Consider the following 21,397-nt stretch of genomic DNA (forward strand, 5'->3'; position numbering starts at 1 on the left):
GTCAGTCCCCTTCCGCGTAGACGCCGAGACGCGCGGTGAGCGCGTCGCGCCGCGCGAGCCTGCGCCGGGCGCCCTTGGCGCTGGCCGCGGCGAGCGTGGCGAGGATGTGCACCACGGCGGCGACCGCCGTGGGGGAGTCGGCGTAGGAGGCGCTGTCGGTGCTGACGACGACGGCCACCTCCGACGCCCGGGCCACCGCGCTGTCCGCGTCGTCGGTCACGCCGATCACCGTGCCCCCGGCCGCCGCGAACTCCTCGGCCATGACGATCGTGGAGCGCGCGTAGCGGCGCAGCGAGAACGCGACGAGCACGTCGCCCGCCCGCACGTCGGAGAGCACGTCGACCGCGCGCACCACGGTGCCGTCGATCAGGGTGACGTTGGCCATCGACGCCGACAGGTCCGTGGCCAGCAGGGACGCGTACGACCAGGACTTGGAGCCCCCGGCGACGAACCGCCGCTTCGCCGCGACGATCCGGCGCGCGGCCTGTTCGAGGGAGCCGTCGGCCTGCAGGCGCTCGAGGGTGGCGGCGAGGTTCGCGGTCTCCTGGGCGACCACCTGCGCCACGAGCGCGGTGGCCGTGGAGCGGCGCTGCAGCCGGGCGCCGTAGCGCTCGTCGGGGGTCGTGAGCTGCCGGTTCCCGGGCGTCACGCCGCCACCGCGCAGTACAGGGCGGTGCGCGCGTCGGCCCGCAGGCAGGACCGCAGCACCCGCCCCGCACCGAGCAGGGCGTCGATCTCGTCGGCCACGCGGTCGCGCAGCGCGAGGGCGCGCTCGGGCCCGAGCTGGCGCAGCGCGTCGCCCGCGGCCGGCACGGCGAGCCAGGTGACGTCGCCGTCGGTGCGCGCGGCACCCCACTCCGGGACGTCGGCGGGCAGGGCCGGGACCGCGGCACGCGCGGGGCGGTCCAGCGGCCACTCGACGACGACCCGGTCGGTGCGGCCGTGGTGGTCGGGCATGCCGTAGTAGTCGCGGTGGAACCAGCGGCCGGTGGCGCCGAGGACGTCGAGGTTGAAGTGGGCGTTGCGGGCCTGCAGCGGGTCGTAGGCCCAGCGCATCGTCGTCACACCCGTGCGGCGCGCCACCTCGGCCTGGGCCCGCTTGAGCTGCCGGCCCACGCCCCGGCCCTGGACCGCGGGCGCGACCGCCGCCGTCTGCGAGTAGTGGTGCGGGGTGCCGCCGTCGAGGCCGACGAACCCGTAGGTGAAGCCGACCAACCGGTCGTCCTCGTCGAACGCGCCGAGGGCGGAGCCGCCGCTGTGCTGCAGCGCGCAGAGCAGCTTCGGCGAGAACGCGGGGTCGTCGTCGGCCAGGCCGAACACGGCGCGGTAGAGCCGCACGGCGGCGAGCCGCTCGGCCGTGGTCGACAAGGACCGGGTGGTGATCCCGGCGGGCGAAGACATGCTGCTCCAGATAGCGAACGTATGTTTTCGAGGTGGGGTAGTCCTACGCTCGCACGAGCTGCTTGTCAACGGTTCGGAGCGAGCGAGACGGCAAAGATATAGTTCGTATCCGTGGCCTCTTCCGAGTTGTCCCGCGCCGCTGAGGCGCTCGCAGGCGACGCGCTGCGCCGCCTCGTCACCTACGCCCGGCACGAGACGCCGACCGGTGACGCCGCGGCGTTGAACGCCCTCGCCGACGTCCTGGAACGGCGCTACCGGGAGCTGGGCGCCGACGTCGAACGGGTGGGACGGGACACGGGGGACCACCTGGTCGCGCGCTGGGGGGACCTCGGTGAGCCGCACGTGCTCCTGATCGGTCACCACGACACCGTCTGGCCGCGCGGCACGTGCGAGGCGATGCCGGTCGTCGAGGAGGACGGGGTCCTGCGCGGGCCGGGGGTCTACGACATGAAGGGCGGGCTCGTCGTCGTCGAGCTGGCGATGGCGGTCCTGCAGCACTGCGGGACGGCGCCCGCGCGCCCGGTGCGGCTCGTCGTCGCCGCGGACGAGGAGGTCGGCAGCCCGACCGCCCGCGCGGTGGTCGAGGCGGAGACGGCCGGTGCGGTCGCCGTGCTCGGGTGCGAGTCGCCGCACCCCGACGGCGCGCTGAAGTCGGCGCGCCTGGGCAGCACGCGGGTGCGGATCGAGGTCGGCGGGCGGGCCGCGCACGCGGCGCTCGACCCGGAGTCGGGCGTGTCCGCGGTCGACGAGCTGGTGGACCAGCTGCTCGCGGTCCGCGCGATCACCGCGGGCGAGCCCACCGTCCTGTGCAACGTGGGCACGATCGGCGGGGGCGGGCGCACCAACGTGGTGCCGGACCGCGCCACCGCCGACATCGGGCTGCGCTTCGCCGACGCCGCCACCCAGGAGCGCGTGCTGGCGGCGCTGCGCGCGCTCGCGCCCGTGCGTCCCGGCGCCGAGGTCACCGTGCGGACGCTGACCAGCAGGCCGGCCTGGTCCGAGCCGGACACCGCACTGCTCGCGCGGGTGGCCGCGGCCGGCGCGGACGTCGGTCAGCGGGTCGAGGGGCGACCGGCGGCCGGCGCGGCGGACACCAACACCCCGGGCGCGGCCGGCATCCCCACCCTGGACGGCTTCGGCCCGCTGGGCGCCGGCGCCCACGCCGCGCACGAGCAGATCGAGACGGCGAGCCTGGCGGCGAGGGGAGCGCTGCTGGCGAGCGTGCTGGCGACACTCTGAGCCCGGGTCCGCACGACGAACGGCACATTCGTCGGCTAGGTACCGACGAGAGTGCCGTTCGTCCGGTGGGAGCCTGCTCCGCCGGACCCGCGCAGGGATCAGGCGCTCTCGCGCACCACCAGCCGGTGCGGCGCCGTGACCTCGCGGGGCGGCAGGTCGGGCTCGGACAGGCGTGAGGTGGCCAGCTCGAGGGCGTACTCCGCCACGAAGGCCCGGTCGATCGCCACCGTCGTGAGGGTCGGGGTGGTGAAGCGGGACTCCGGGACGTCGTCGACCCCCACCACGGCGACGTCGTCGGGCACGCGGCGGCCGTGGCGGTGCAGCGAGCGCAGGGCACCGATGGCGAGCACGTCGTTGGCGGCGAAGACGGCGTCGACTCCCGGGCGCTCGGCGAGCAGCGCGTCGACCGCCTCCTCGCCGTCGCGGCGGTCCCACTCGGGCACGGTGCGGATCAGCGTGGGGTCGGCGGGCAGGCCCGCGGTCTGCAACGCCCGCGTGTAGCCGCGGACCCGCTGCTCCATCGCCGACTTCGGCCGGTCGCGCTTGTGCCCGACCATCGCGATGCTCCGCCTGCCCGCGGCGATGAGGTGGGTGGTGGCGGTGACGCCGATGTCGATGCTGGCGATGGTGACGCGGTCGGTGGCGGTGGCCGCCGCGCCGTGCTCGCCGAGCAGCACCATCGGCGTGTCGTGGCGGGGGGCGGCCAGCTCGGAGGGCGGCATCGAGAGCGGGCTGAAGATCAGCGCGTCTGCGAAGCGGACGGGGGAGCCTGCGGCGACCGCGCGCTCGCGTTCCACGTCACCGTCGGTCTGCTCGACGACGACGGTGAGCCCGCGGTCGCGGGCCGCCCGCACCAGCAGGGCGGCGAGGTCGGCGAAGTAGGGCATGTCGACGCCCGGCACGGCCAGCGCGATCGCCCCGGTGCGGCCGTGTCGCAGCTGCCGGCCGACGGCCTGCGGGCGGTAACCCAGCTCCTCGACGTGCCGCTGCACCAGTGCGCGGGTCTCGGGCCGCACGTGGACGTAGTCGTTCACGACGTTGGACACGGTCTTGGGCGACACGCCGGCCGCGAGCGCGACGTCGCGCATCGTCACCGGCCGTCTCGTCGCTGGTTCTCGCTGCGTCCCCACGTCCGCATTCTCCCCCTTGACAGGCAAGCGCCTTCCGGACAGGGTTTACCACGATGTAAACCGCAAAGGGAGTGGTCGATGACGACCTCACACCGTCTGTCGCGCCGCGCCCTGCTGCGCGCGACGGCCGCAGCCGGCGGCGCCGCCCTCCTGTCCTCGTGCGCGCGAGGATCGGGCAGTGCGGTCGACCTGGCGTACTGGAACTTCTTCACCGGCAGCGACGGCGAGCTCATGGTGGGCCTCGTCGACCGCTTCCGGGCGGAGGCGCCGGACGTCCGCGTCACGGACACCACGCTCATGTGGGGGCCGCCGTACTACACGAAGCTGGCCATGGCCTGCGCCGGTGGCCGGGCCCCCGACCTGGCCACGCTGCACGCGTCGCGGCTGCCGACGTTCGGCAGCGACCTGCTCGACGAGTGGGACCCGGCCGAGCTCGCCGCGCGCGGCGTGTCGATGGACGAGTTCCCGGCGCCGGTGCGGGAGCGGGTGACGGTCGACGGGCGGGTGATGGCGCTGCCGCTCGACACGCACCCGCTGGTGCTTTACTACAACACCGACATCTGCGAGCGGGCCGGCCTGCTCGCCCCGGACGGCTCGCTGGCGCCGATCAGGGGCGTCGAGCAGTGGCTCGACGCCGGCCGGCGCGCCGCCGAGGTCACCGGCTCCATCGGCATCGCGTTCGGCGCGGCCGACAACCTCGCCAGCTGGATGCTGTTCTGGTCGCTGTTCCGCCAGGCGGGCGGCGAGATGCGGCTGCCCGACGGTGGGCCCGCCGAGGTGGACCGCGACGCGATGGTGCAGGCGATGGCGCTCATGCACGACATGTGCGACGGCACCATCTCCTCGCCGACCCTGGAGGGGGACGCCTCGCCGGCGGCGTTCGCCAGCCAGCAGGCGGGCTTCCTGCTCATCGGACCGTGGGAGGTCACCACGGCGCGCACGGCCGAGATCCCGTTCTCGATGACCCAGTTCCCGGCCCTTCTCGGGGACACCCCGTACGTGCGCGCCGACAGCCACAGCTTCGTGCTGCCGTCGCAGGCCCATGTCGATCCCGCGGCCCGCAGCGCGGCCTACGACATGGCGGTGTCGATGCTGCGCAACAGCCTGGACTGGGCCTCGGGCGGAGGGCACATCCCGGCGCTCTCCGCGGTGGCGGAGAGCCCCGAGTACCTCTCCCAGCAGCCGATCGCGAACTACCGGGGGGCGGCGCAGGTGGTGGAGTTCGACCCCGAGGCCTACTTCTCCGGATCCGGCTCCACGCTCATGTCGCGGGCCGGGCAGAGCCTGCAGGGCGTCAACTCGGGGGCCCTAACCCCGGAGCAGGGCGCCGACGACCTGATCGGCTGGCTGGACAGCCAGCTCACCTTCGGGAGCCCGCTGTGACCGCGTCGAACACCGCTGCGAGCACCACCACCGCCACCCCGGAGCGCGCCGAGGCGCGCCCGCAGGCCCGCCGGGGGCCCACCCTCGTCGGCGGGCGCGGCGGGATCTGGTTCGTCCTGCCGTTCCTGCTGGTCTACGCCGCGTTCGTGCTGTGGCCGCTGGTCTACGGCCTGGGCATGAGCTTCTTCGACACCAGCCTCGTGCGCGACGAGTCGCAGTTCGTCGGGCTCGACAACTACGTGCGCCTGTTCTCCGACCCCGAGGTGTGGCGCACGCTCTGGGTCACGATCCTGTTCACCGTCGCCAGCACGATCCCGCTGGTGGCGGTCGCGCTGGTGATGGCGCTGCTGGTGCAGACCGGCGTGCGGGGGCAGTGGTTCTGGCGGTTCACCTACTTCGCGCCGTTCCTGCTGCCGGTCGCCACGGTCGCCCTGATCTGGGAGTGGCTGTTCTCCGGTGACTTCGGCCTGTTCAACGGCATCCTGACGGGAATGGGCCTGCCCCCGGTGGGCTGGCTCACCGGCCAGTCGATCGGCCTGTGGTCGGTCGTGATCCTCACGGTCTGGTGGACGGTCGGCTTCAACTTCCTGCTCTACCTCGCCGCCCTGCAGGCGATCCCCGCCCAGCTCTACGAGGCCGCGGAGATCGACGGTGCCGGCGGCTGGCGCCGGCTGTTCTCGATCACGTTGCCGCTGCTGAACCGCACCACCGGGCTGGTGATCGTGCTGCAGGTGCTGGCCTCGCTCAAGCTGTTCGACCAGGCGTACATCCTCTACGACGCCAGCGGCGGTCCGGGCGGCGTGGCCACGCCGATCCTGCAGTACGTCTACGAGACCGGGTTCACCGACTACCGCCTGGGCTACGCCTCGGCGATCTCCTACATGTTCTTCGTGCTGATCATCCTGATCGCCCTCGTCCAGGCCCGGCTCAGCCGCAGGAGCGAACCGTGACCACCGCGCCCGACACCGCGAACCCCGCCACGACCCCCGTCCTGCCCCGGGCCCGCCGCTCCCGCACCGACGACGGCGCCGCGGACGTGCGGCGCTACCCGCCGCTCGCGCGCGCCGGGATCATCACCGCGCTGGCGGTGGTGGCGGTGCTCTGGCTGGCCCCCCTGGTGTGGGCGGTGCTCACCTCGCTCAAGCACGAGGCCGACACCACCACGGTGCCGCTCGAGGTCGTCCCCGACCGGGGGTTCACGCTGCAGGCCTACGCGTCTGTGCTGGCCAACGGGGACCTCGTCACCTGGTTCGTCAACAGCACCGTCGTCACGATCGTCGTCACCGTGCTGACGGTGGCGTTGTCGGCGGCCGCGGCGTACGGCTTCTCCCGCACCCGCTTCCGCGGCCGCAACGCGCTGTTCGCGCTGACGATCGCCGGGATCATGGTGCCGCCGCAGATCCTCATCGTGCCGCTGTACCGGCAGATGCTGGCGCTGGGCCTCGCCGACACCTACCTCGGGATCATCCTCCCGCAGCTGGTGCTGCCGGCGATGGTGTTCATCCTCAAGAAGTTCTTCGACGGCATCCCGCACGAGTTGGAGGAGGCCGCCCGCGTGGACGGCGCCGGCTCGTTGCGGATCTTCCTGCAGATCGTGCTGCCGCTGTCGCGCTCGATCCTCGCCGCCGTCTCGATCTTCGTGTTCATCCACGCCTGGAACAACTTCCTGTGGCCGTTCATCATCACCTCCGACCCCGGCCTGATGACGCTCCCGGTGGGGCTCGTGCAGGTGCAGAGCAGCTTCGGGGTGCGCTACGCGCAGGTCATGGCCTCGGCGATCCTCGCGGGCCTTCCGCTGATCGTCGTGTTCATGCTGTTCCAGCGCCAGATCATCCGCGGTGTCGCCACCACCGGCCTCGGCGGAACGTAGTCCCCCCGGACCGGGAGCCCACCACATGCCTCGACGGCCCAGCTTCCCGCTGGCTGTACCGGCGAACCGGCCGAGTACGCCCGGTACGAGGCCGGCCCGCCGGCACACCCAGCGAAAACCTGGATCCGCCGATCCATGCACCGGACTCCCGGTCCGGGGCACTAGAGAGAGGAACCCCTTGCCCCGCGCACGCCTGACCGTCGACCCCGACTTCACGATCGCCCCCGTCCCGCGGCGCCTGTTCGGCTCGTTCGTCGAGCACATGGGCCGCTGCGTCTACACCGGCATCTACGAGCCCGGTCACCCGAAGGCCGACGCCGACGGCCTGCGCACCGACGTGCTGGACCTGGTGCGCGAGCTCGGCCCCACCGTCGTGCGCTACCCCGGCGGCAACTTCGTCTCCGGGTACTACTGGGAGGACGGCGTCGGCCCGAAGGAGCAGCGGCCGCGCCGGCTGGACCGGGCATGGCGCTCGATCGAGACCAACGAGTTCGGCCTCGGCGAGTTCGCCCGCTGGGCGAAGGCGGCGGGCACCGAGGCGATGATGGCGGTCAACCTCGGCACCCGCGGCATCCAGGAGGCGTGCGACATCCTGGAGTACGCCAACCACCCGGGCGGCACGAAGTACTCGGACCTGCGGCGCGCCCACGGCAGCGCCGAGCCGTTCGACATCAAGCTGTGGTGCCTGGGCAACGAGATGGACGGCCCGTGGCAGGTCGGGCACAAGACCGCCGCCGAGTACGGCCGGCTGGCCGCCGAGACGGCGCGCGCCATGCGCCTGGTCGACCCGGGCATCGAGCTGGTCGCGTGCGGCAGCTCCAACTCCCGGATGCCGACGTTCGGCGAGTGGGAGCGGGTGGTGCTGGAGGAGACCTACGACCAGGTCGACTACATCTCCGCGCACGCCTACTACCAGGAGCACGACCACGCGGGCGACTTCCTGGCGGCTGCCCGCGACATGGACCACTTCATCGAGTCGGTCGTCGCCACGGCCGACGCCGTGCGCGCCCGCGGCAAGCACCGCAAGAAGATCGACATCTCGTTCGACGAGTGGAACGTCTGGTACCAGTCGCGCCACCACGAGTCGGCGATCGCCAAGGGCGAGAGCGAGTGGGAGGTGGCGCCGCGGGTGATCGAGGACGAGTACTCGATCACCGACGCCGTGGTCGTCGGCACCCTGCTCAACTCGCTGCTGCGCCACGGCGACCGCGTCACGGTCGCCTGCCAGGCCCAGCTGGTGAACGTGATCGGCCTGCTGCGCAGCGAGGCGGGCGGCCCGGCGTGGAAGCAGTCGATCGCGCACCCGTTCGAGCAGGTGCGCCGCCGGGCGACGGGGGAGATCCTCGCCGTGCAGACCCGCAGCGACCGCTACGAGACGCCGCGCTTCGGCGACGTCGACCTCGTCGACGCCTCCGGCACCTGGGACGCCGAGGCCGGCGTGGTCTCGCTGTTCCTCGCCAACCGCGACCAGGCCGAGGCGGCGCAGGTGGAGGTCGGCGTCCGCGGCTTCGGGGAGCTGCGCGTCCAGCACGCGGCCGTGCTCGCCGCGACGGAGGGCCAGGACCGCCACACGACGAACGACGAGCAGCACCCCGACCGCGTGCGCCTGCGGCCGCTGGACGGCGTGACGGTCGCCGACGGCGTCGCGCAGCTGACGCTGCCGCCGCTGTCCTGGGCCGTGGTGCAGCTCGCCCGCCCCTGACCACCGCAACGAACGGCACTTTCGTCGGCTAGGTAGCGAAGAAAGTGCCGTTCGTTCGTGTGGTGGGGCTCAGCCCCGCTCGCAGGCCACCGTGATCCTCAGGATCTCGGTCTCCCCGGTGAACCGCGGCTGGACGAAGATCCCCGTGCCGTCGGTGCGCGGCCAGGAGCCGCCGACCAGCTCGTCGTCGTTGGCCTTCCAGTTGGCCATCTGGTCACCGCCGTGGCAGCGGACCTCCACCGTGTCGTCCTCCATGCGGGGCACGACCGTCGGCCGCCCGTCCACGTAGGTGAGCGCCCACTCGTCGCTGACCTCGTAGGTGCCCGGGTCGGCAGCGGCCACTCCCGTGACGAGGAACATCGCGGCGACGCCCGCGAGAATTAGAACGATCTTGCGCAACACGACCAACCCCCCAGTTGGTGGTTCCCCCGGGACGGACGAGCGCCGCCCCACCCAGGCCATCGCGCGCGTAGCGCTCCCGTTACACGGACGGGGCCGCCCTACCGGACGGACGTGCCGTTCGTGCGGACCGGGGGAGGGGTGTCGTGCTCGGTGATCGCGCTGACCGTGCCGACGAGGATGAACGCGGCCACCGCCACCGCCAGCGCGACGGCGGCGACGCTCCACTCCTCGCGCGAGCTCGCGTCGACCCAGCCCGGCCACCGCCGCGCGGCGGCGTCGAGCTGCTCGGGTGAGGGCGGGCGGCGCCGCTGCGCCGGGACGTCCACCCAGTGCTTCGGGGCCCCGGACCAGTGGTGGCAGGGGTCGGGCGTGGCCACGAGGGCTCCTCACTCTCGGTGCGGACGCAGGATGCGCAGCGACTGCCGCACGCATCCGTACTCGTCCTCCCGAGTCGCGATGTCACGCCGGTGATACCGGTATCACACGAACGAGTGCGCCGCGGCCGGGTGTCAGGGGCGGGCGAGGCGGGCGTCGCACTCGACGCGGGGCTGCACGCCCGTCGCGGGCGCCCGCAGTGCGGCGCTCACCCGCGCGCGCCACCGCGACATCTCCCGGCCCGGGGCCCCGCAGCGCGACAGCGCGAACAACGCCAGCTCGCGATGGGTGGAGTCCTCGACCCGCTGCAGGTAGCGCATGATCTCGTGGCTGGCCGCGCGCCCGGACCGGGCACGCACCCATGCCTCCAGCTCGGCCTCGGCCACCTCGCGGCGCAGGCCCGCCATGCGCACGCAGACGTACTCGATGTCCTCGTCGGCGAGCTCCCCGGTCAGCGGTGCGTGCACGCCCTGCTCGACGAGCATCTCGTGCACCGCCCAGATCCCGATCGGGGTGAGCGCCACCAGGGTGGGGTCCGGGTCGTCGCGTCCGGCCAGCTCGATCAGCTCGGACATGTCCTCGCCGTCCTCGCCGCCGATGCTCTCCGACAGGTGCACGGCGCCGAGCAGCTCCAGGGCGTCCAGCAGGGCCGTGACGTCGCGACGCCACAGCCGGTGCTCGGTGTCGCCCGCCAGGTCGTCGACGACGCAGCCCATCCGCTCGTTGACGCTCTCCCGCACGGCCCGGTGGAACCGCTCGACCGGGATCGGGTCCCCGCCCGCGGCGTAGAGCTGGTACAGCAGGATCGGGTACGCCTCGCCCAGGCTCATCCCGAACAGCGACGGCGCGCCGAACACGTTGCTGCCGCCGAAGTGCTCGCCGATGCCGCCGACGGCCTCGAACGCGCGCCGCCACAGCTCGATCGGCCGCGACAGCAGCGGCGCGGCGCTGCGGACCTGCACGAGCCGCCCGTGGACGACCCGGACCAGCCGGGCCTGCCGCGCCCACGCCAGCAGCAGGCTGATCTCGGGGAGGTCGTCGCTGGTGCGGGCCCGGTCGCGGGAGAAGTGGTCGAGGTCGAGTGCGTCGGCGACGGCACGCGCGTCGGAGAGCAGCAGCCTGCCCTCCCGCGTGAGCGCGCGCCCGGCACGCACCCACCGGGTGAACGCGCGCAGCCGGGCGAGCGCCACCGACGAGTCCGCGGACGCCAGCATCTGCGCGGCGCCCGGCAGCAGCACGGGCGGCAGTTCCGGCTGCGGCGGCTCCTGCGGCTCGTCGGCGTGCCTGCGCTGGATCTCCTCGAGCGCGGCGCGGTCGATCTGGAGCTCGCCGGCGTGCACCTGCTGCAGGAAGCGGGCGACCGCGGCGGGGTCGGCGGTGGGGACGCCGTGGCGCAGCATCTGCACGGCCCAGAAGGTGCCGAGGTCGTGGTTGCGCTCGTCGTCCAGCGCGTCGTGCAGGGCCGGGGTGGAGTCGCGGACCTGGGCGTGCAGCTCCCCGGCGGGCGCGGACCGCGAGTCCAGCCACTCGTGGTCGTCGAGGAACCCGATCAGCGCGTGCAGCGCGGTGGGCACGGCCTCGCGGTCGTCCTCGAGGAGCGCCACGGTGCGGGGGAACCACACGGCCAGCGCGTCGGCGACGTGCCGGCGGGTCCAGTGCCCGAGCCGGCCGTCGACGCCGTGCTTGTGGTCCAGCGCCGCCGCCACCAGTGACGGCTCCACCGCGATGCCGCGCCTGCGGGCCCACGCGACGATGTGCAGCCGGAGGCGGTCACGGACGGCGGAGTACTCCTCCAGATCGTCGGGGCCGAACACGAGTCGCACTCGGCCCACCTTGGCAGGTGCCTCCGGTTCCCGATCGAGGGGGGCGGTGAAGATCGCTCGCGCGGGGGATGCCGTCGCGTGACGCCGCGCTCGCAGCGAGCGAAATGGGCAGCGCAACCCCGGTCGGTCGCTGCGGCTCACTCGGCGGCGTCGCCGTCGTCGCGCTCGCCGACCACTGCGGAGGTGACGACCAAGGGAGCGCCGTGTCCGGCGCCCCGGCCCCGACCCCGCCGACCACGTCGGCTCCGAAGCCGAAGCCCCGGCCCCGACCGGAGCCGGTGCCCCAGCGAGCGGTCGCGGTGAACGACGACGAGGACGGCGGGGGCTCGTCGGTCTACTTCAAGAACTGCAGCGCCGCCCGTTCCGCGGGTGCGGCACCGGTCCGTCGCGGCGATCCCGGCTACGCCTCCCGCCTGGATCGCGACGGCGACGGGGTCGGCTGCGAATGATCGCGGCGGGTGGTGTGCGGAGGCGACCCCCCTCACCCCCGCACACCACTCCCGGCGATCAGCGGCGCCCTGCGGCGGGTCAGGAACCCCCGTCCGCAGGTCCGACCGTCCGCCGCTGCCCCAGGCCCTCGCAGGCCTCCAGCGCGGCCGTCCACGCGTCGGGATCGACTCCCTCCGGCGGCGGTGGCGGAGTGCCGCGTGCCGCTGTCGCGCCCGGCGTGCCCCCACCCGGCCCGGTGACCTTCATCTCCCGTTCCGGCGCGGGTACGCCGTGCTCGGTCATGCACTCCGCGAAGGCGCCGTCGCCCGGCGTCCCGGACGCCGGGGCCGCCTCGCCCCCGCCGCCACCGCAGGCGGTCAGCACGACCAGGCCGGCCGCGGCGAGCGCGACGGGGAGCCACCGCCTCCGGCCGGTCCGTGGAACGAACATCTCGCATCTCCTCCTCCGGCGCGGGCGTTCGCCGCGGCCGGCGGTGACCTTCTCGACGGCACCTGGGAGGAAGCTGTCCGCGCGCCCAGTACCGCCTGTCAGCCGCTCCCGGCCTCGGCCGCGGCGCGCTCAGGCGGGCGCGGGTCCCGTGGAGTCGCGGACGATCAGCTCGTGGCCGGTGTTCTTGCGCCGCCTGCGCGCCGACGGCGGCTTGAGCGCCATCGTCAGCGCCATCTCACCCATCTCCGCCATCGGCAGCCGCACCGTGGTGAGGCTGGGCGACAGGTCGGCCGCGACCGCCACGTCGTCCACGCCCGCGACCGAGATCCGCGCCGGCACCGCCACGCCGCGGGAGCGCAGCTCCGACAGCACGCCGATGGCCATCACGTCGTTGAGCGCGATGAGCGCGGTGAGGTCGGGGTGCTCGGCCAGCAGCCGCTCGGTGCCCGCGCGGCCGCCGTTGCGGGTGAAGTCGGTGTGCAGCACGGGCACGTCGTCGAGCGTCATCCCGCGCGCCTCGAGCGCGGCGGCGACACCGGTGATGCGGTCGGCCACGGTCGTGAGGACCGCGGGTCCGGCGAGCACGCCGATCCGGCGGTGGCCGAGCTCCAGCAGGTGCTCCGCGATCGCGGTGCCCGCGGCCTCGTTGTCCGGGCGCACGGCGTCCGCGGCCAGGTGGTGGCGCCCGATCACGGCCACCCGCCCCCCGGTCTCCTGGAAGGCGGAGAGGACGGCGTTCGACTCCGCCTGCAGATCCGGCTCGGTGTAGCCCGAACCGGCGACGACGATCGCGTCGGTGCGGTGGGCGATGAGCGTGCGGATCTGGTGCAGCTCGTTGCGCGGGTCGCGCGCGGAGTGGCAGATCTGGACGGTGAGCCCGCGCTGCGCGGCCACCTCGATGACACCGCTCGCGATCTCGGCGAAGTACGGGTCGCCGATCTCGTGGACGATCAGCCCGACGGTGGACGTCGCGCCGCCGGCCAGCGTGCGCGCGTGGACGTTGGCGACGTAGCCCATCCCGAGCGCCACCTCGCGCACGTGCGCCGCGACGGACTCGCTCACCCCCTCGCGCCCGGCCAGCGAGCGGGACGCCGTGGCGATCGACACGCCTGCGCGCGCGGCGACGTCCGCGAGACGCGGTGCGGACCGGGACTTCGGCATCGATGCCTCCTCGCTGCTCCACGGCCCTTGCACGCCGCGAGCGCCGACCCTATTCTACGCAAGCGCTTACGGAAGCGCTTACGTACCTCGACGACGAGGGGACCCCTCAGATGAACGCCCGCAGCGCCTTCCGACTGGCCTGCGTCGCCTGCGCCTCGGCGCTCGTCCTCACCGCCTGCGGCGGTGCGGCCGGGTCCGGTGGCGACTCCGCGACCGACCCGATCACGATCGGGATCTCCCTGCCGCTGACCGGCGACTTCTCCGAGCCCGGCAAGGGCGTCCAGCGCGGCTACGAGGCGTGGGCCGCCGCGGTGAACGACTCAGGGGGGCTGCTCGGCCGTCAGGTCGAGCTGCGCATCCTCGACGACCAGTCCAACTCCGACCGGGTGGTGGCGGACTACGAGTCGCTGATCGCGCAGGACCAGGTCGACCTGGTCTTCGGGCCGTTCTCCACCCGCCTGGTGGTGCCGTCGGCCCGCGTGGCCCAGGAGTACGGCATGTTGTTCGTCGAGCCGGCGGGTGCCGCGGCCGAGGTGTTCGAGCAGGGCTTCGACAACCTCTTCTACGCCGCGCCCGCCATCGCCGACGACCACTACAACCACCTCGCCGACGCGATCATCGCGATGCCGGAGGGGGAGCGCCCGCAGACGGCCGCGTACGCCGCGATGGACGACCCCTTCGCCCAGGGCACCGCCTACGGGCTCAAGGCGAAGCTCGAGGCGGCCGGGATCGAGACGCTGGTCGACGAGGTCTACCCGCCCAACACCACCGACTTCTCCTCCATCGCCGCGCAGATCGCCGACTCGCAGGCCGACATCGTGGTGGGCGGCACGCAGTACCAGGACGCGGTGAACCTGATCGTGTCGTTGCAGCAGCTGGGCTACCAGCCGAAGCTGGCGGCGTTCTCCACGGCGCCGACCAACCCGGAGTTCTCGGCGGCGATCGGGGCCCGCACCGAGGGCATCCTCTCGCCCACCGGGTACACCCCGGAGGCGCCCTACCCGTCCAACCAGGAGTTCGTGCAGCGCTACACGGCCGAGCACGGCAACCCGCCCTCGGAGGACGAGGCCAACGCCTACACGACCGGGCAGGTCGTGGCCGCCGCGGTGCAGGCCGTGGGCTGCGCCGAGCAGGGCGACTGCCAGCAGCAGCTCATCGACTGGCTGCGCGGCAACACCGTCGACACGGTCGTCGGCCCGCTGTCCTGGGACGCCCAGGGCCGCCCGCAGAGCGCGCACCTGATCCAGCAGTACGTGGACGGGGAGATCCGGATCGTGCTGCCGCAGGACACCGCCGAGGCGGAACTGGTCTACCCGAAGGCGCCGTGGTGATCGCGATGGTGACCCGATGACCGGATCCCTGCTCTTCCAGAGCCTCGTGCTCGGCGTGCTGCTGGGCGGGCTGTACGCGCTGCTCGCCGCCGGGCTCACGCTGTACTTCGGCGTGATGCGGGTGGTCATGATCGCCCACGCCGCGTTCCTCGTGCTCGCCGCCTACCTCGCCTGGGACGTCAACAACCGCTTCGGGGTCGACCCGCTGCTGTCGCTGGTGGTCACCGTGCCGCTGTTCTTCGCCCTCGGCGTCGGGTTCCAGCGACTCCTGATCTCCCGGCTGCGCCCGGCGTCGCTCACGATGATGTCGGTCCTGCTGACGTTCGCGGTGGCCCTGGTGATCGAGGGGCTGCTCGGGTTCCTCTACTCGGGCACCCAGCGCCGCGTGCAGCTGTCCTACAGCGCGGCGAGCATCGAAGTGTTCGGGGCGCAGGTCGCGGTCGTCAAGCTGATCGCGTTCGGGCTGGCGGCGGTGTCGCTGCTCGCGCTGTACCTGCTGCTCACGCGCAGCCGGTTCGGCCAGGCGCTGCGCGCCACGATCCAGCACCCGCAGGCGGCCCGGCTGATCGGGATCGACACCGACCGCGTGGCCGGCTACGGCTTCGGGCTGGGGCTGGCCACCGCCGCGATCGGCGGCACGGCGCTGTCGCTGGACTCGACGATCTACCCGTCGCTGCACTGGCACTGGATCGGCCCGCTGATGGCGATCATCGTGGTCGGTGGGCTGGGCAGCATCCCGGGCGCGGCCATCGCCGCCATGGTGCTCGGCGTCGTGCAGAGCCTGCTGCAGCTGCCACTGGGCACGACCTGGGCGCAGACCGTGTTCTACCTCGCGCTGTTCGCCACCCTGCTGGTGCGCCCGCAGGGGTTCTTCGGAGGTCGCCTTGCGCAACGTTTTTGACGGGCGCGCTCCCAGGCTCGCTGCGCTCCTCATCGGCGCCGTCGCCCTGCTGTCGTTCCCGCTCTGGAGCCCGAACCCCTACATCACCTCCGCCGGCGTGGTGGTGCTGTCCTACGCGGTGCTCTCGACGTCGTGGAACTTCGTCGGCGGCTTCACCGGCTACATGTCGCTGGGCCACGCGGCCTGGTTCGGCCTTGGCGCCTACGGCACCGGCCTGCTGATCGCACGGGCCGGCGTGCCCAGCTTCCTCGCGCTCGGCCTCGCCGCCGTCATCGTGGCCGTGCTCGCCGTGCCGATCGGCATCGCGGCGCTGCGGGTGCGCGGCGCGTCGTTCGTGATCGTGTCGATCGCGCTGGTGCTGGTGCTGCTGCTGGTGTTCCAGAGCTGGCGGTCGTTCACCGGCGGGTCGGACGGGCTCGTGGTGCCCCGGCCGTTCCCGGACCTGCTGCGCCCCGAGCACCACGTGGTGTTCTTCTACCTGTTCGCCGTGCTGCTGGCCGTCGCGCTGCTGGCCTGGTGGACGATCGACCGCTCCCGCTTCGGGCTGGGCCTCAAGGCCATCCGCGAGGACGAGGACAAGGCGCAGTCGCTCGGCGTGCCGACGTTCGCCTACAAGCTGGTGGCCTTCGTCGTCTCCGCCACGTTCACCGCGCTCGGCGGCGGCATGTACGCGCTCTGGTTCGGCGACCTCGACCCGATCTTCCAGTTCTCCATCCTGATCGGCTCCTACATGGTGCTGATGGCGCTGCTGGGCGGCGTCCGCAACCTGTTCGGGCCGGTGCTGGGCGCGTTCGTCGTCGGCATCGCGATCGAGTACTTCAAGGTCTCCTACGGCGACACCCAGTTCCACCTGATCGCCACCGGGCTGCTGCTGGCCGTGGTCGTGCTGTTCATGCCCGACGGCGTGATCCCCGCGGTCGCCGGGCTGTTCACCCGGTTCCGGCCGCAGCAGGGCTCGATCCGCGAGATGACGGCGGCCGAGCTGCTCGAACGGGACCGGGGCGACGCCGAGCCCGCCCCGGCCCCGAAGGACCGCGCGGAGGTGCGGCGATGACCACCACAGCGACCGAGCAGGGTCTGACGACCGTCGAGCTGACCAAGACGTTCGGGGGCGTGTGCGCCGTCGACCACGCGAGCGTCGAGTTCCGGCACGGGAAGATCAACGCGGTGATCGGGCCGAACGGCTCGGGCAAGACGACGTTCTTCAACTGCGTCACCGGGATGATCCGCCCCGACTCCGGCACCGTGCGCTACCGGGGTCACGACGTCACCGGCCGGGCCCCGCACCGCATCGCGGCGGCGGGCATCGGGCGCAGCTTCCAGCTGTGCCGGATCTTCCCGCGCATGACGGTGCGGGAGAACGTGCTCGCCGCGGTCCGGCCGCGCGGGCTCGCGAGCCTGCTGCGCTCGGCGCACGACCCGGCCGAGGTCGAGCGGGCCCGCGGGTGGCTGCGCCGCGTGGGCATCGACCACCTGGAGGACGTCGAGGCCCGCGACCTGTCCTACGGGCAGCAGAAGCTGCTCGAGCTCGCCGGCGTGCTGATGGCCGAGCCCGAAACGATCATGCTGGACGAGCCGGCGGGCGGGGTGAACCCCGCGTTGATCGACCGGATCGCCACGCTCGTGCGCGAGCTCAACGCCGAGGGCCGCACCTTCATCGTCGTCGAGCACAACATGGAGCTGGTCATGAGCCTGTCCGACCACGTGGTCGTGTTCGACCGCGGGCGGCCGATCGCGGAGGGCCCGCCGGACACCGTCCGGACCGACCCGGCCGTGCTGGAGGCGTACCTCGGTGTCTGATCCCCTTCTCGAGCTCCGGGACATCCAGGCCGGCTACGGGCGCGCCGCCATGGTGCTGCGCGGCCTCTCGGTCACCGTCCCGGCCGGCTCGGTCGTCTGCCTGGTCGGCCCGAACGGCGCCGGCAAGTCCACCGTCCTCAAGGTCGCGAGCGGGATCCTCGCGCCGCGCTCGGGCACCGTCCACGTCGACGGGCAGGACGTGACGGGCTGGTCGTCGCAGCGCCTGCTCGGCGCAGGCCTCGCGCACGTGCTGCAGGGCCACAGCGTGTTCCCGGAGATGACCGTGGCCGAGAACGTCACGCTCGGCGCGTACACGATGACCGACAAGGCCCGCGTGGCCGAGCGCGTCGCGTTCGTGCAGGACCTGTTCCCGGTCGTGCGCGAGCGCTGGCGGTCCCTGGCCGGGCTGCTGTCCGGCGGCCAGCAGAAGCAGGTGGAGTTCGCCCGCTCGCTGATGGTCGACCCCAAGGTCCTGCTGCTCGACGAGCCGTCGATGGGGCTGGACCCCAAGGCCACCGCCGTCGTGTTCGAGCAGGTCGTCGCCATGCGGGAGGCGGGCCTCGCGATCCTGCTCGTCGAGCAGAACGCCCGCCGCGCCCTGGAGACCGCCGACCTCGGCTGCGTCCTCGACCTCGGCCGCGTGCACATCAGCGGCCCCGCCCCGGAGCTCCTGGCCGACCCGCAGCTCGGCGAGCTGTACCTCGGCGGGCGCCCGTCCGTGACCACCCCTTCGGAAAGCAGGTAGTTCGCATGCGCATCGTCATGAACGGCGTGACCGGGAGGATGGGCTACCGCCAGCACCTCGTGCGGTCCATCCTCGCGATCCGCGACGACGGCGGTGTCCTGCGTCCCGACGGCACCCGGCTGCAGGTCGAGCCGGTGATCGTCGGGCGCAACCGGGAGAAGCTCACGGAGATCGCCCGCAAGCACGACATCGAGACCGTGCACACCGACCTCGACACCGCGCTGGCCGACGAGGACGCGCCCGTCTACTTCGACTCGCTCGTCACGAGCGAGCGCAAGAAGACGATCCTGGCGGCGATCGCCGCCGGCAAGCACGTCTACACCGAGAAGCCGACCGCGGAGTCGGTGGCCGAGGGCCAGGAGCTGGTCGACGCCGCGCGCGCGGCCGGGATCATCAACGGCGTCGTGCACGACAAGATCTACCTGCCGGGGCTGGTCAAGCTGAAGCGGCTGATCGACTCCGGGTTCTTCGGGCGGATCCTGTCGGTGCGCGGCGAGTTCGGCTACTGGGTCTTCGAGGGCGACATGCTGCCCGCCCAGCGCCCCAGCTGGAACTACCGGGCCGAGGACGGCGGCGGCATCGTCCTGGACATGTACTGCCACTGGAACTACGTGCTCGAGCACCTGTTCGGCGGGGTGCGCAGCGTGATGACCAAGGCCGTCACCCACATCCCGCAGCGGTGGGACGAGAAGGGCGAGCCCTACGAGGCCACCGCCGACGACGCCGCCTACGGCATCTTCGAGCTGGCCGACGGCGTCATCGCGCAGATCAACTCGTCCTGGGCCGTGCGGGTGGACCGCAAGGAGCTCGTGGAGTTCCAGGTGGACGGCACGCACGGCTCGGCCGTCGCGGGCCTCTTCGGCTGCCGCGTCCAGCCGCGGGTGTGCACGCCCATGCCCGTCTGGAACCCGGACCTGCCCACCGACCAGGACTTCCGCGGGCAGTGGGAGCAGGTGCCGGACAACCAGGAGTTCGGCAACGGGTTCCGCGCCCAGTGGGAGCAGTTCCTGCTCGACGTCGACGCCGGACGGCCGCACCCCTACGACTTCGCCAGCGGCGTGCGGGGCCTGCAGCTGGTGGACGCGGCGCTGAGGTCGAACGCCGAGGGCATCCGTGTGGAGCTGCCGGGCGGTGCGGCGTGATCGTCGCCCCGGCCCCGTTGGTCGCCGTGAGGAGTCCGCGATGACCGCCGTCGACACGTCCCTCGAGGTCCCCGCCGCCGGGGGCGGCTGGCGCACCATCGCGCTGAACGCCCCGCGGGAGTGGACGCCGCACCCGCAGGCCTACCGCACCCGCGTCGCGTTCGCCGCCGCCCACGTCGTCGCCGACCCGTGGGGCGAGAACGTGCCCGGCGCGCCTGCGGCGGTCGACTGGGACTCGACGCTGGCGTTCCGCCGCCACCTGTTCTCCTACGGCCTGGGCGTCGCCGAGGCCATGGACACCGCGCAGCGCAACATGGGGCTGGACTGGCCGGCCGTGCAGGAGCTGGTGCGCCGCAGCGCCGACCAGGCCCGCGAGCACGGTGCCCGGATCGCCGCCGGAGCGGGGACCGACCACCGCACCGACCTGACGTCGGTCGACGACGTGCTCGCCGCCTACTCCGAGCAGGTCGAGTTCGTCGAGGGCACCGGCGCCCAGGTGATCCTCATGGCGTCGCGGCAGCTCGCCGCCGTCGCCGCCGGGCCCGACGACTACCTGCGCGTCTACGAGGCGCTGCTGCGCCAGGTGCGCGAGCCGGTGATCCTGCACTGGCTCGGGGAGGCGTTCGACCCGCAGCTCGCGGGCTACTGGGGCTCGGCGGACGTCGCGGACGCCACGGCCACGTTCGTGTCGCTCGTCGAGGCGCACGCCGCGAAGGTCGACGGCGTCAAGGTCTCGCTCCTCTCGGCCGAGCACGAGGTCGGGCTGCGCGCCGAGCTGCCCGAGGGAGTTCGGCTCTACACCGGCGACGACTTCCACTACCCGGAGCTGATCCGCGGCGACGGCACGCACCACTCCGACGCGCTGCTCGGCGCGTTCGCCGCGATCGCCCCGGCGGCCTCCGCCGCGCTCGCCGCCCTCGACGACGACGACCTCGATCGCTACGACGCCGAGTTCGCGCCGACGCTGGAGCTGTCGCGGAAGGTGTTCGCCGCCCCGACGTTCTACTACAAGACCGGTATCGCCTTCCTGTCCTGGCTGGCCGGGCGCCAGCCCGGCTTCACGATGGTCGGCGGGCTGCAGTCGGCGCGGTCGGTGGTGCACCTGTCCGAGGTGTTCGCGCTGGCCAACGAGGCGCGCCTGCTGCCGGACCCGGGGGCGGCCGCCGCGAAGCTGCGCGGCCTGCTCACCGTGGCCGGAGCCGTGCGATGACCGTCGCGGACCTCGCGCTCGACGTGCCCAGTGGCTCCCCGGCGCGGGTGGCGACGCCCGCGCCGGGTGATCCCCGGCTCGCCCGGCTCTCGCTCAACCAGCGCACCACCGCGAACTGGAACCTGCGGGAGGCGGTCGACGGCGCCGTCGCCGCGGGACTGCCTGCGATCGGGCTGTGGCGCGAGCCGGTGGCCGAGGTCGGCGTGGCCACGGCGCGACAGATGGTGGACGACGCCGGTCTGCGCGTCTCGTCGCTGTGCCGGGGCGGCTTCTTCACCGCCTCCGACCCCGCCGAGCGGGCGCGGGCGCACGAGGACAACCTGCGCGCCCTCGACGAGGCCGCCGGGCTCGGCTCGCGGGCGCTCGTGCTCGTCCCGGGCGGGCTGCCCGCGGGGGACAAGGACCTCGACGGCGCCCGCACCCGGGCCGCCGAGGCGATCGCCGCGCTCGTGCCGGCCGCCGTCGAGCGCGGCGTCACGCTGGGCATCGAGCCGATGAACCCGATATACGCCGCCGACCGCGGCGTCGTGTCCACGCTCGCGCAGGCCCTCGACATCGCCGAGGACTTCGCCCCGCACGAGGTCGGCGTCGTCGTGGACACCTTCCACCTGTGGTGGGAGCCGGGCGTGCACGCCCAGATCGACCGGGCGGGCGAGCGGATCGTCTCCTACCAGGTGTGCGACTGGATCACGCCGCTCCCGGCCGACTCCCTGCTCGCCCGCGGCATGATGGGCGACGGCCACGTCGACTTCCCGGCCTTCACCCGCGCCGTCGCCGCCACCGGCTACACCGGCGACGTCGAGGTGGAGATCTTCCACGCCGACGTCTGGGCGGCGCCGGGGGAGCAGGTCGTCGCGACGATGGCCCGCCGCTACGTGGAGCTGGTGCAGCCCCACCTCTGAC

General features: G+C 73.2%; 22 protein-coding genes. 14 read left to right on the plus strand and 8 right to left on the minus strand.

Features of this window, described 5'->3' with window-relative positions:
* Position 1: 1 nt before the first annotated feature.
* Together FB558_RS15985 and FB558_RS15990 are read right to left on the minus strand one after the other, a co-directional pair.
* Complete coding sequence (locus tag FB558_RS15985; protein WP_142054335.1) at positions 2–649, minus strand: MurR/RpiR family transcriptional regulator; 648 nt, start codon at positions 647–649, stop codon at positions 2–4.
* The gene (locus FB558_RS15990; protein ID WP_142054337.1) at positions 646–1,401 is read right to left on the minus strand and encodes a GNAT family N-acetyltransferase; all 756 of its coding nucleotides are present in this window, start codon (positions 1,399–1,401) and stop codon (positions 646–648) included. The genes FB558_RS15985 and FB558_RS15990 overlap by 4 nt, the downstream gene beginning before the upstream one ends.
* Positions 1,402–1,512: 111 nt before the next feature.
* Here FB558_RS15990 and FB558_RS15995 point away from each other — a divergent pair, with 111 nt between their 5' ends.
* Entirely contained in the window at positions 1,513–2,640 is a 1,128-nt protein-coding gene (locus FB558_RS15995) for a M20/M25/M40 family metallo-hydrolase (RefSeq protein WP_246106542.1), read from the plus strand.
* Between the two features lie 98 nt (positions 2,641–2,738).
* On the opposite strand, the gene FB558_RS16000 is transcribed toward FB558_RS15995, so the two are convergent.
* Positions 2,739–3,728 carry a LacI family DNA-binding transcriptional regulator gene (locus tag FB558_RS16000; RefSeq protein WP_142056473.1) on the minus strand — a complete coding sequence of 330 codons (990 nt, stop codon included), beginning with the start codon at positions 3,726–3,728 and terminating at the stop codon, positions 2,739–2,741.
* A gap of 120 nt (positions 3,729–3,848) precedes the next feature.
* Here FB558_RS16000 and FB558_RS16005 point away from each other — a divergent pair, with 120 nt between their 5' ends.
* From FB558_RS16005 to arfA, 4 genes are all read left to right on the plus strand, one after another.
* Positions 3,849–5,153 carry an extracellular solute-binding protein gene (locus FB558_RS16005; protein WP_142054339.1) on the plus strand — a complete coding sequence of 435 codons (1,305 nt, stop codon included), beginning with the start codon at positions 3,849–3,851 and terminating at the stop codon, positions 5,151–5,153.
* Positions 5,150–6,103, plus strand: a complete 954-nt coding sequence (locus FB558_RS16010) for a carbohydrate ABC transporter permease (protein WP_211366633.1) — start codon at positions 5,150–5,152, stop codon at positions 6,101–6,103. Before FB558_RS16005 ends, FB558_RS16010 begins: the two co-directional genes overlap by 4 nt.
* On the plus strand, positions 6,100–7,023 hold the full coding sequence (locus FB558_RS16015) for a carbohydrate ABC transporter permease (RefSeq protein WP_211366634.1): 924 nt from the start codon (positions 6,100–6,102) through the stop codon (positions 7,021–7,023). Before FB558_RS16010 ends, FB558_RS16015 begins: the two co-directional genes overlap by 4 nt.
* Before the next feature lie 178 nt (positions 7,024–7,201).
* Positions 7,202–8,725, plus strand: coding sequence for an arabinosylfuranosidase ArfA (arfA, locus tag FB558_RS16020; protein WP_142054341.1), 1,524 nt, complete (start codon positions 7,202–7,204; stop codon positions 8,723–8,725).
* A gap of 69 nt (positions 8,726–8,794) precedes the next feature.
* On the opposite strand, the gene FB558_RS16025 is transcribed toward arfA, so the two are convergent.
* From FB558_RS16025 to FB558_RS16035, 3 genes are all read right to left on the minus strand, one after another.
* On the minus strand, positions 8,795–9,127 hold the full coding sequence (locus FB558_RS16025) for a hypothetical protein (protein WP_142054343.1): 333 nt from the start codon (positions 9,125–9,127) through the stop codon (positions 8,795–8,797).
* A gap of 98 nt (positions 9,128–9,225) precedes the next feature.
* Positions 9,226–9,504: a hypothetical protein gene (locus FB558_RS16030; protein WP_142054345.1), complete on the minus strand. Its 279-nt coding sequence runs from the start codon at positions 9,502–9,504 to the stop codon at positions 9,226–9,228.
* 132 nt (positions 9,505–9,636) lie between these two features.
* On the minus strand, positions 9,637–11,325 hold the full coding sequence (locus FB558_RS16035) for a hypothetical protein (protein WP_142054347.1): 1,689 nt from the start codon (positions 11,323–11,325) through the stop codon (positions 9,637–9,639).
* Between the two features lie 278 nt (positions 11,326–11,603).
* Here FB558_RS16035 and FB558_RS44520 point away from each other — a divergent pair, with 278 nt between their 5' ends.
* The gene (locus FB558_RS44520; RefSeq protein WP_246106543.1) at positions 11,604–11,774 is read left to right on the plus strand and encodes an excalibur calcium-binding domain-containing protein; all 171 of its coding nucleotides are present in this window, start codon (positions 11,604–11,606) and stop codon (positions 11,772–11,774) included.
* 79 nt (positions 11,775–11,853) lie between these two features.
* Here the strand turns inward: FB558_RS44520 and FB558_RS16045 are convergent, their stop codons facing one another.
* Complete coding sequence (locus tag FB558_RS16045) at positions 11,854–12,204, minus strand: hypothetical protein (protein WP_142054350.1); 351 nt, start codon at positions 12,202–12,204, stop codon at positions 11,854–11,856.
* A gap of 129 nt (positions 12,205–12,333) precedes the next feature.
* Positions 12,334–13,365, minus strand: a complete 1,032-nt coding sequence (locus FB558_RS16050) for a LacI family DNA-binding transcriptional regulator (RefSeq protein WP_142054352.1) — start codon at positions 13,363–13,365, stop codon at positions 12,334–12,336.
* A gap of 110 nt (positions 13,366–13,475) precedes the next feature.
* On the opposite strand from FB558_RS16050, the gene FB558_RS16055 reads away from it, so the two are divergent.
* From FB558_RS16055 to FB558_RS16090, 8 genes are read left to right on the plus strand one after another with little or no spacing between them, the layout of a single operon-like run.
* Positions 13,476–14,696 (plus strand): amino acid ABC transporter substrate-binding protein, encoded by a 1,221-nt coding sequence (locus FB558_RS16055; protein ID WP_142054355.1) that lies wholly within the window; start codon positions 13,476–13,478, stop codon positions 14,694–14,696.
* 16 nt (positions 14,697–14,712) lie between these two features.
* Entirely contained in the window at positions 14,713–15,597 is an 885-nt protein-coding gene (locus tag FB558_RS16060) for a branched-chain amino acid ABC transporter permease (protein WP_142054357.1), read from the plus strand.
* Complete coding sequence (locus FB558_RS16065) at positions 15,581–16,651, plus strand: branched-chain amino acid ABC transporter permease (protein WP_142054358.1); 1,071 nt, start codon at positions 15,581–15,583, stop codon at positions 16,649–16,651. Before FB558_RS16060 ends, FB558_RS16065 begins: the two co-directional genes overlap by 17 nt.
* Positions 16,648–17,397, plus strand: a complete 750-nt coding sequence (locus FB558_RS16070) for an ABC transporter ATP-binding protein (RefSeq protein ID WP_142054360.1) — start codon at positions 16,648–16,650, stop codon at positions 17,395–17,397. The genes FB558_RS16065 and FB558_RS16070 overlap by 4 nt, the downstream gene beginning before the upstream one ends.
* Positions 17,390–18,142 (plus strand): ABC transporter ATP-binding protein, encoded by a 753-nt coding sequence (locus FB558_RS16075; protein WP_246106544.1) that lies wholly within the window; start codon positions 17,390–17,392, stop codon positions 18,140–18,142. Before FB558_RS16070 ends, FB558_RS16075 begins: the two co-directional genes overlap by 8 nt.
* Before the next feature lie 5 nt (positions 18,143–18,147).
* Positions 18,148–19,284 (plus strand): Gfo/Idh/MocA family protein, encoded by a 1,137-nt coding sequence (locus FB558_RS16080; RefSeq protein WP_246106545.1) that lies wholly within the window; start codon positions 18,148–18,150, stop codon positions 19,282–19,284.
* A 40-nt stretch (positions 19,285–19,324) separates the two neighbouring features.
* Positions 19,325–20,494, plus strand: coding sequence for a dihydrodipicolinate synthase family protein (locus tag FB558_RS16085; RefSeq protein WP_142054362.1), 1,170 nt, complete (start codon positions 19,325–19,327; stop codon positions 20,492–20,494).
* On the plus strand, positions 20,491–21,396 hold the full coding sequence (locus tag FB558_RS16090) for a sugar phosphate isomerase/epimerase family protein (protein WP_142054363.1): 906 nt from the start codon (positions 20,491–20,493) through the stop codon (positions 21,394–21,396). Before FB558_RS16085 ends, FB558_RS16090 begins: the two co-directional genes overlap by 4 nt.
* Position 21,397 lies beyond the last annotated feature (1 nt).

It is taken from the genome of Pseudonocardia kunmingensis, assembly GCF_006716445.1.
GTDB lineage: Bacteria > Actinomycetota > Actinomycetes > Mycobacteriales > Pseudonocardiaceae > Pseudonocardia > Pseudonocardia kunmingensis.

What these genes read in the sequence shown, in the direction of transcription:
- FB558_RS16050 (WP_142054352.1), bottom strand. Translation starts at nt 13,365, where the DNA reads ATGCCGAAGTCCCGGTCCGCACCGCGTCTCGCGGACGTCGCCGCGCGC.
- FB558_RS16080 (WP_246106545.1), top strand. Translation starts at nt 18,148, where the DNA reads ATGCGCATCGTCATGAACGGCGTGACCGGGAGGATGGGCTACCGCCAG.
- FB558_RS16055 (WP_142054355.1), top strand. Translation starts at nt 13,476, where the DNA reads ATGAACGCCCGCAGCGCCTTCCGACTGGCCTGCGTCGCCTGCGCCTCG.
- FB558_RS16070 (WP_142054360.1), top strand. Translation starts at nt 16,648, where the DNA reads ATGACCACCACAGCGACCGAGCAGGGTCTGACGACCGTCGAGCTGACC.
- FB558_RS16000 (WP_142056473.1), bottom strand. Translation starts at nt 3,728, where the DNA reads ATGCGCGACGTCGCGCTCGCGGCCGGCGTGTCGCCCAAGACCGTGTCC.
- FB558_RS16005 (WP_142054339.1), top strand. Translation starts at nt 3,849, where the DNA reads ATGACGACCTCACACCGTCTGTCGCGCCGCGCCCTGCTGCGCGCGACG.
- FB558_RS16060 (WP_142054357.1), top strand. Translation starts at nt 14,713, where the DNA reads ATGACCGGATCCCTGCTCTTCCAGAGCCTCGTGCTCGGCGTGCTGCTG.
- FB558_RS16085 (WP_142054362.1), top strand. Translation starts at nt 19,325, where the DNA reads ATGACCGCCGTCGACACGTCCCTCGAGGTCCCCGCCGCCGGGGGCGGC.
- FB558_RS16045 (WP_142054350.1), bottom strand. Translation starts at nt 12,204, where the DNA reads ATGTTCGTTCCACGGACCGGCCGGAGGCGGTGGCTCCCCGTCGCGCTC.
- FB558_RS16090 (WP_142054363.1), top strand. Translation starts at nt 20,491, where the DNA reads ATGACCGTCGCGGACCTCGCGCTCGACGTGCCCAGTGGCTCCCCGGCG.
- FB558_RS15990 (WP_142054337.1), bottom strand. Translation starts at nt 1,401, where the DNA reads ATGTCTTCGCCCGCCGGGATCACCACCCGGTCCTTGTCGACCACGGCC.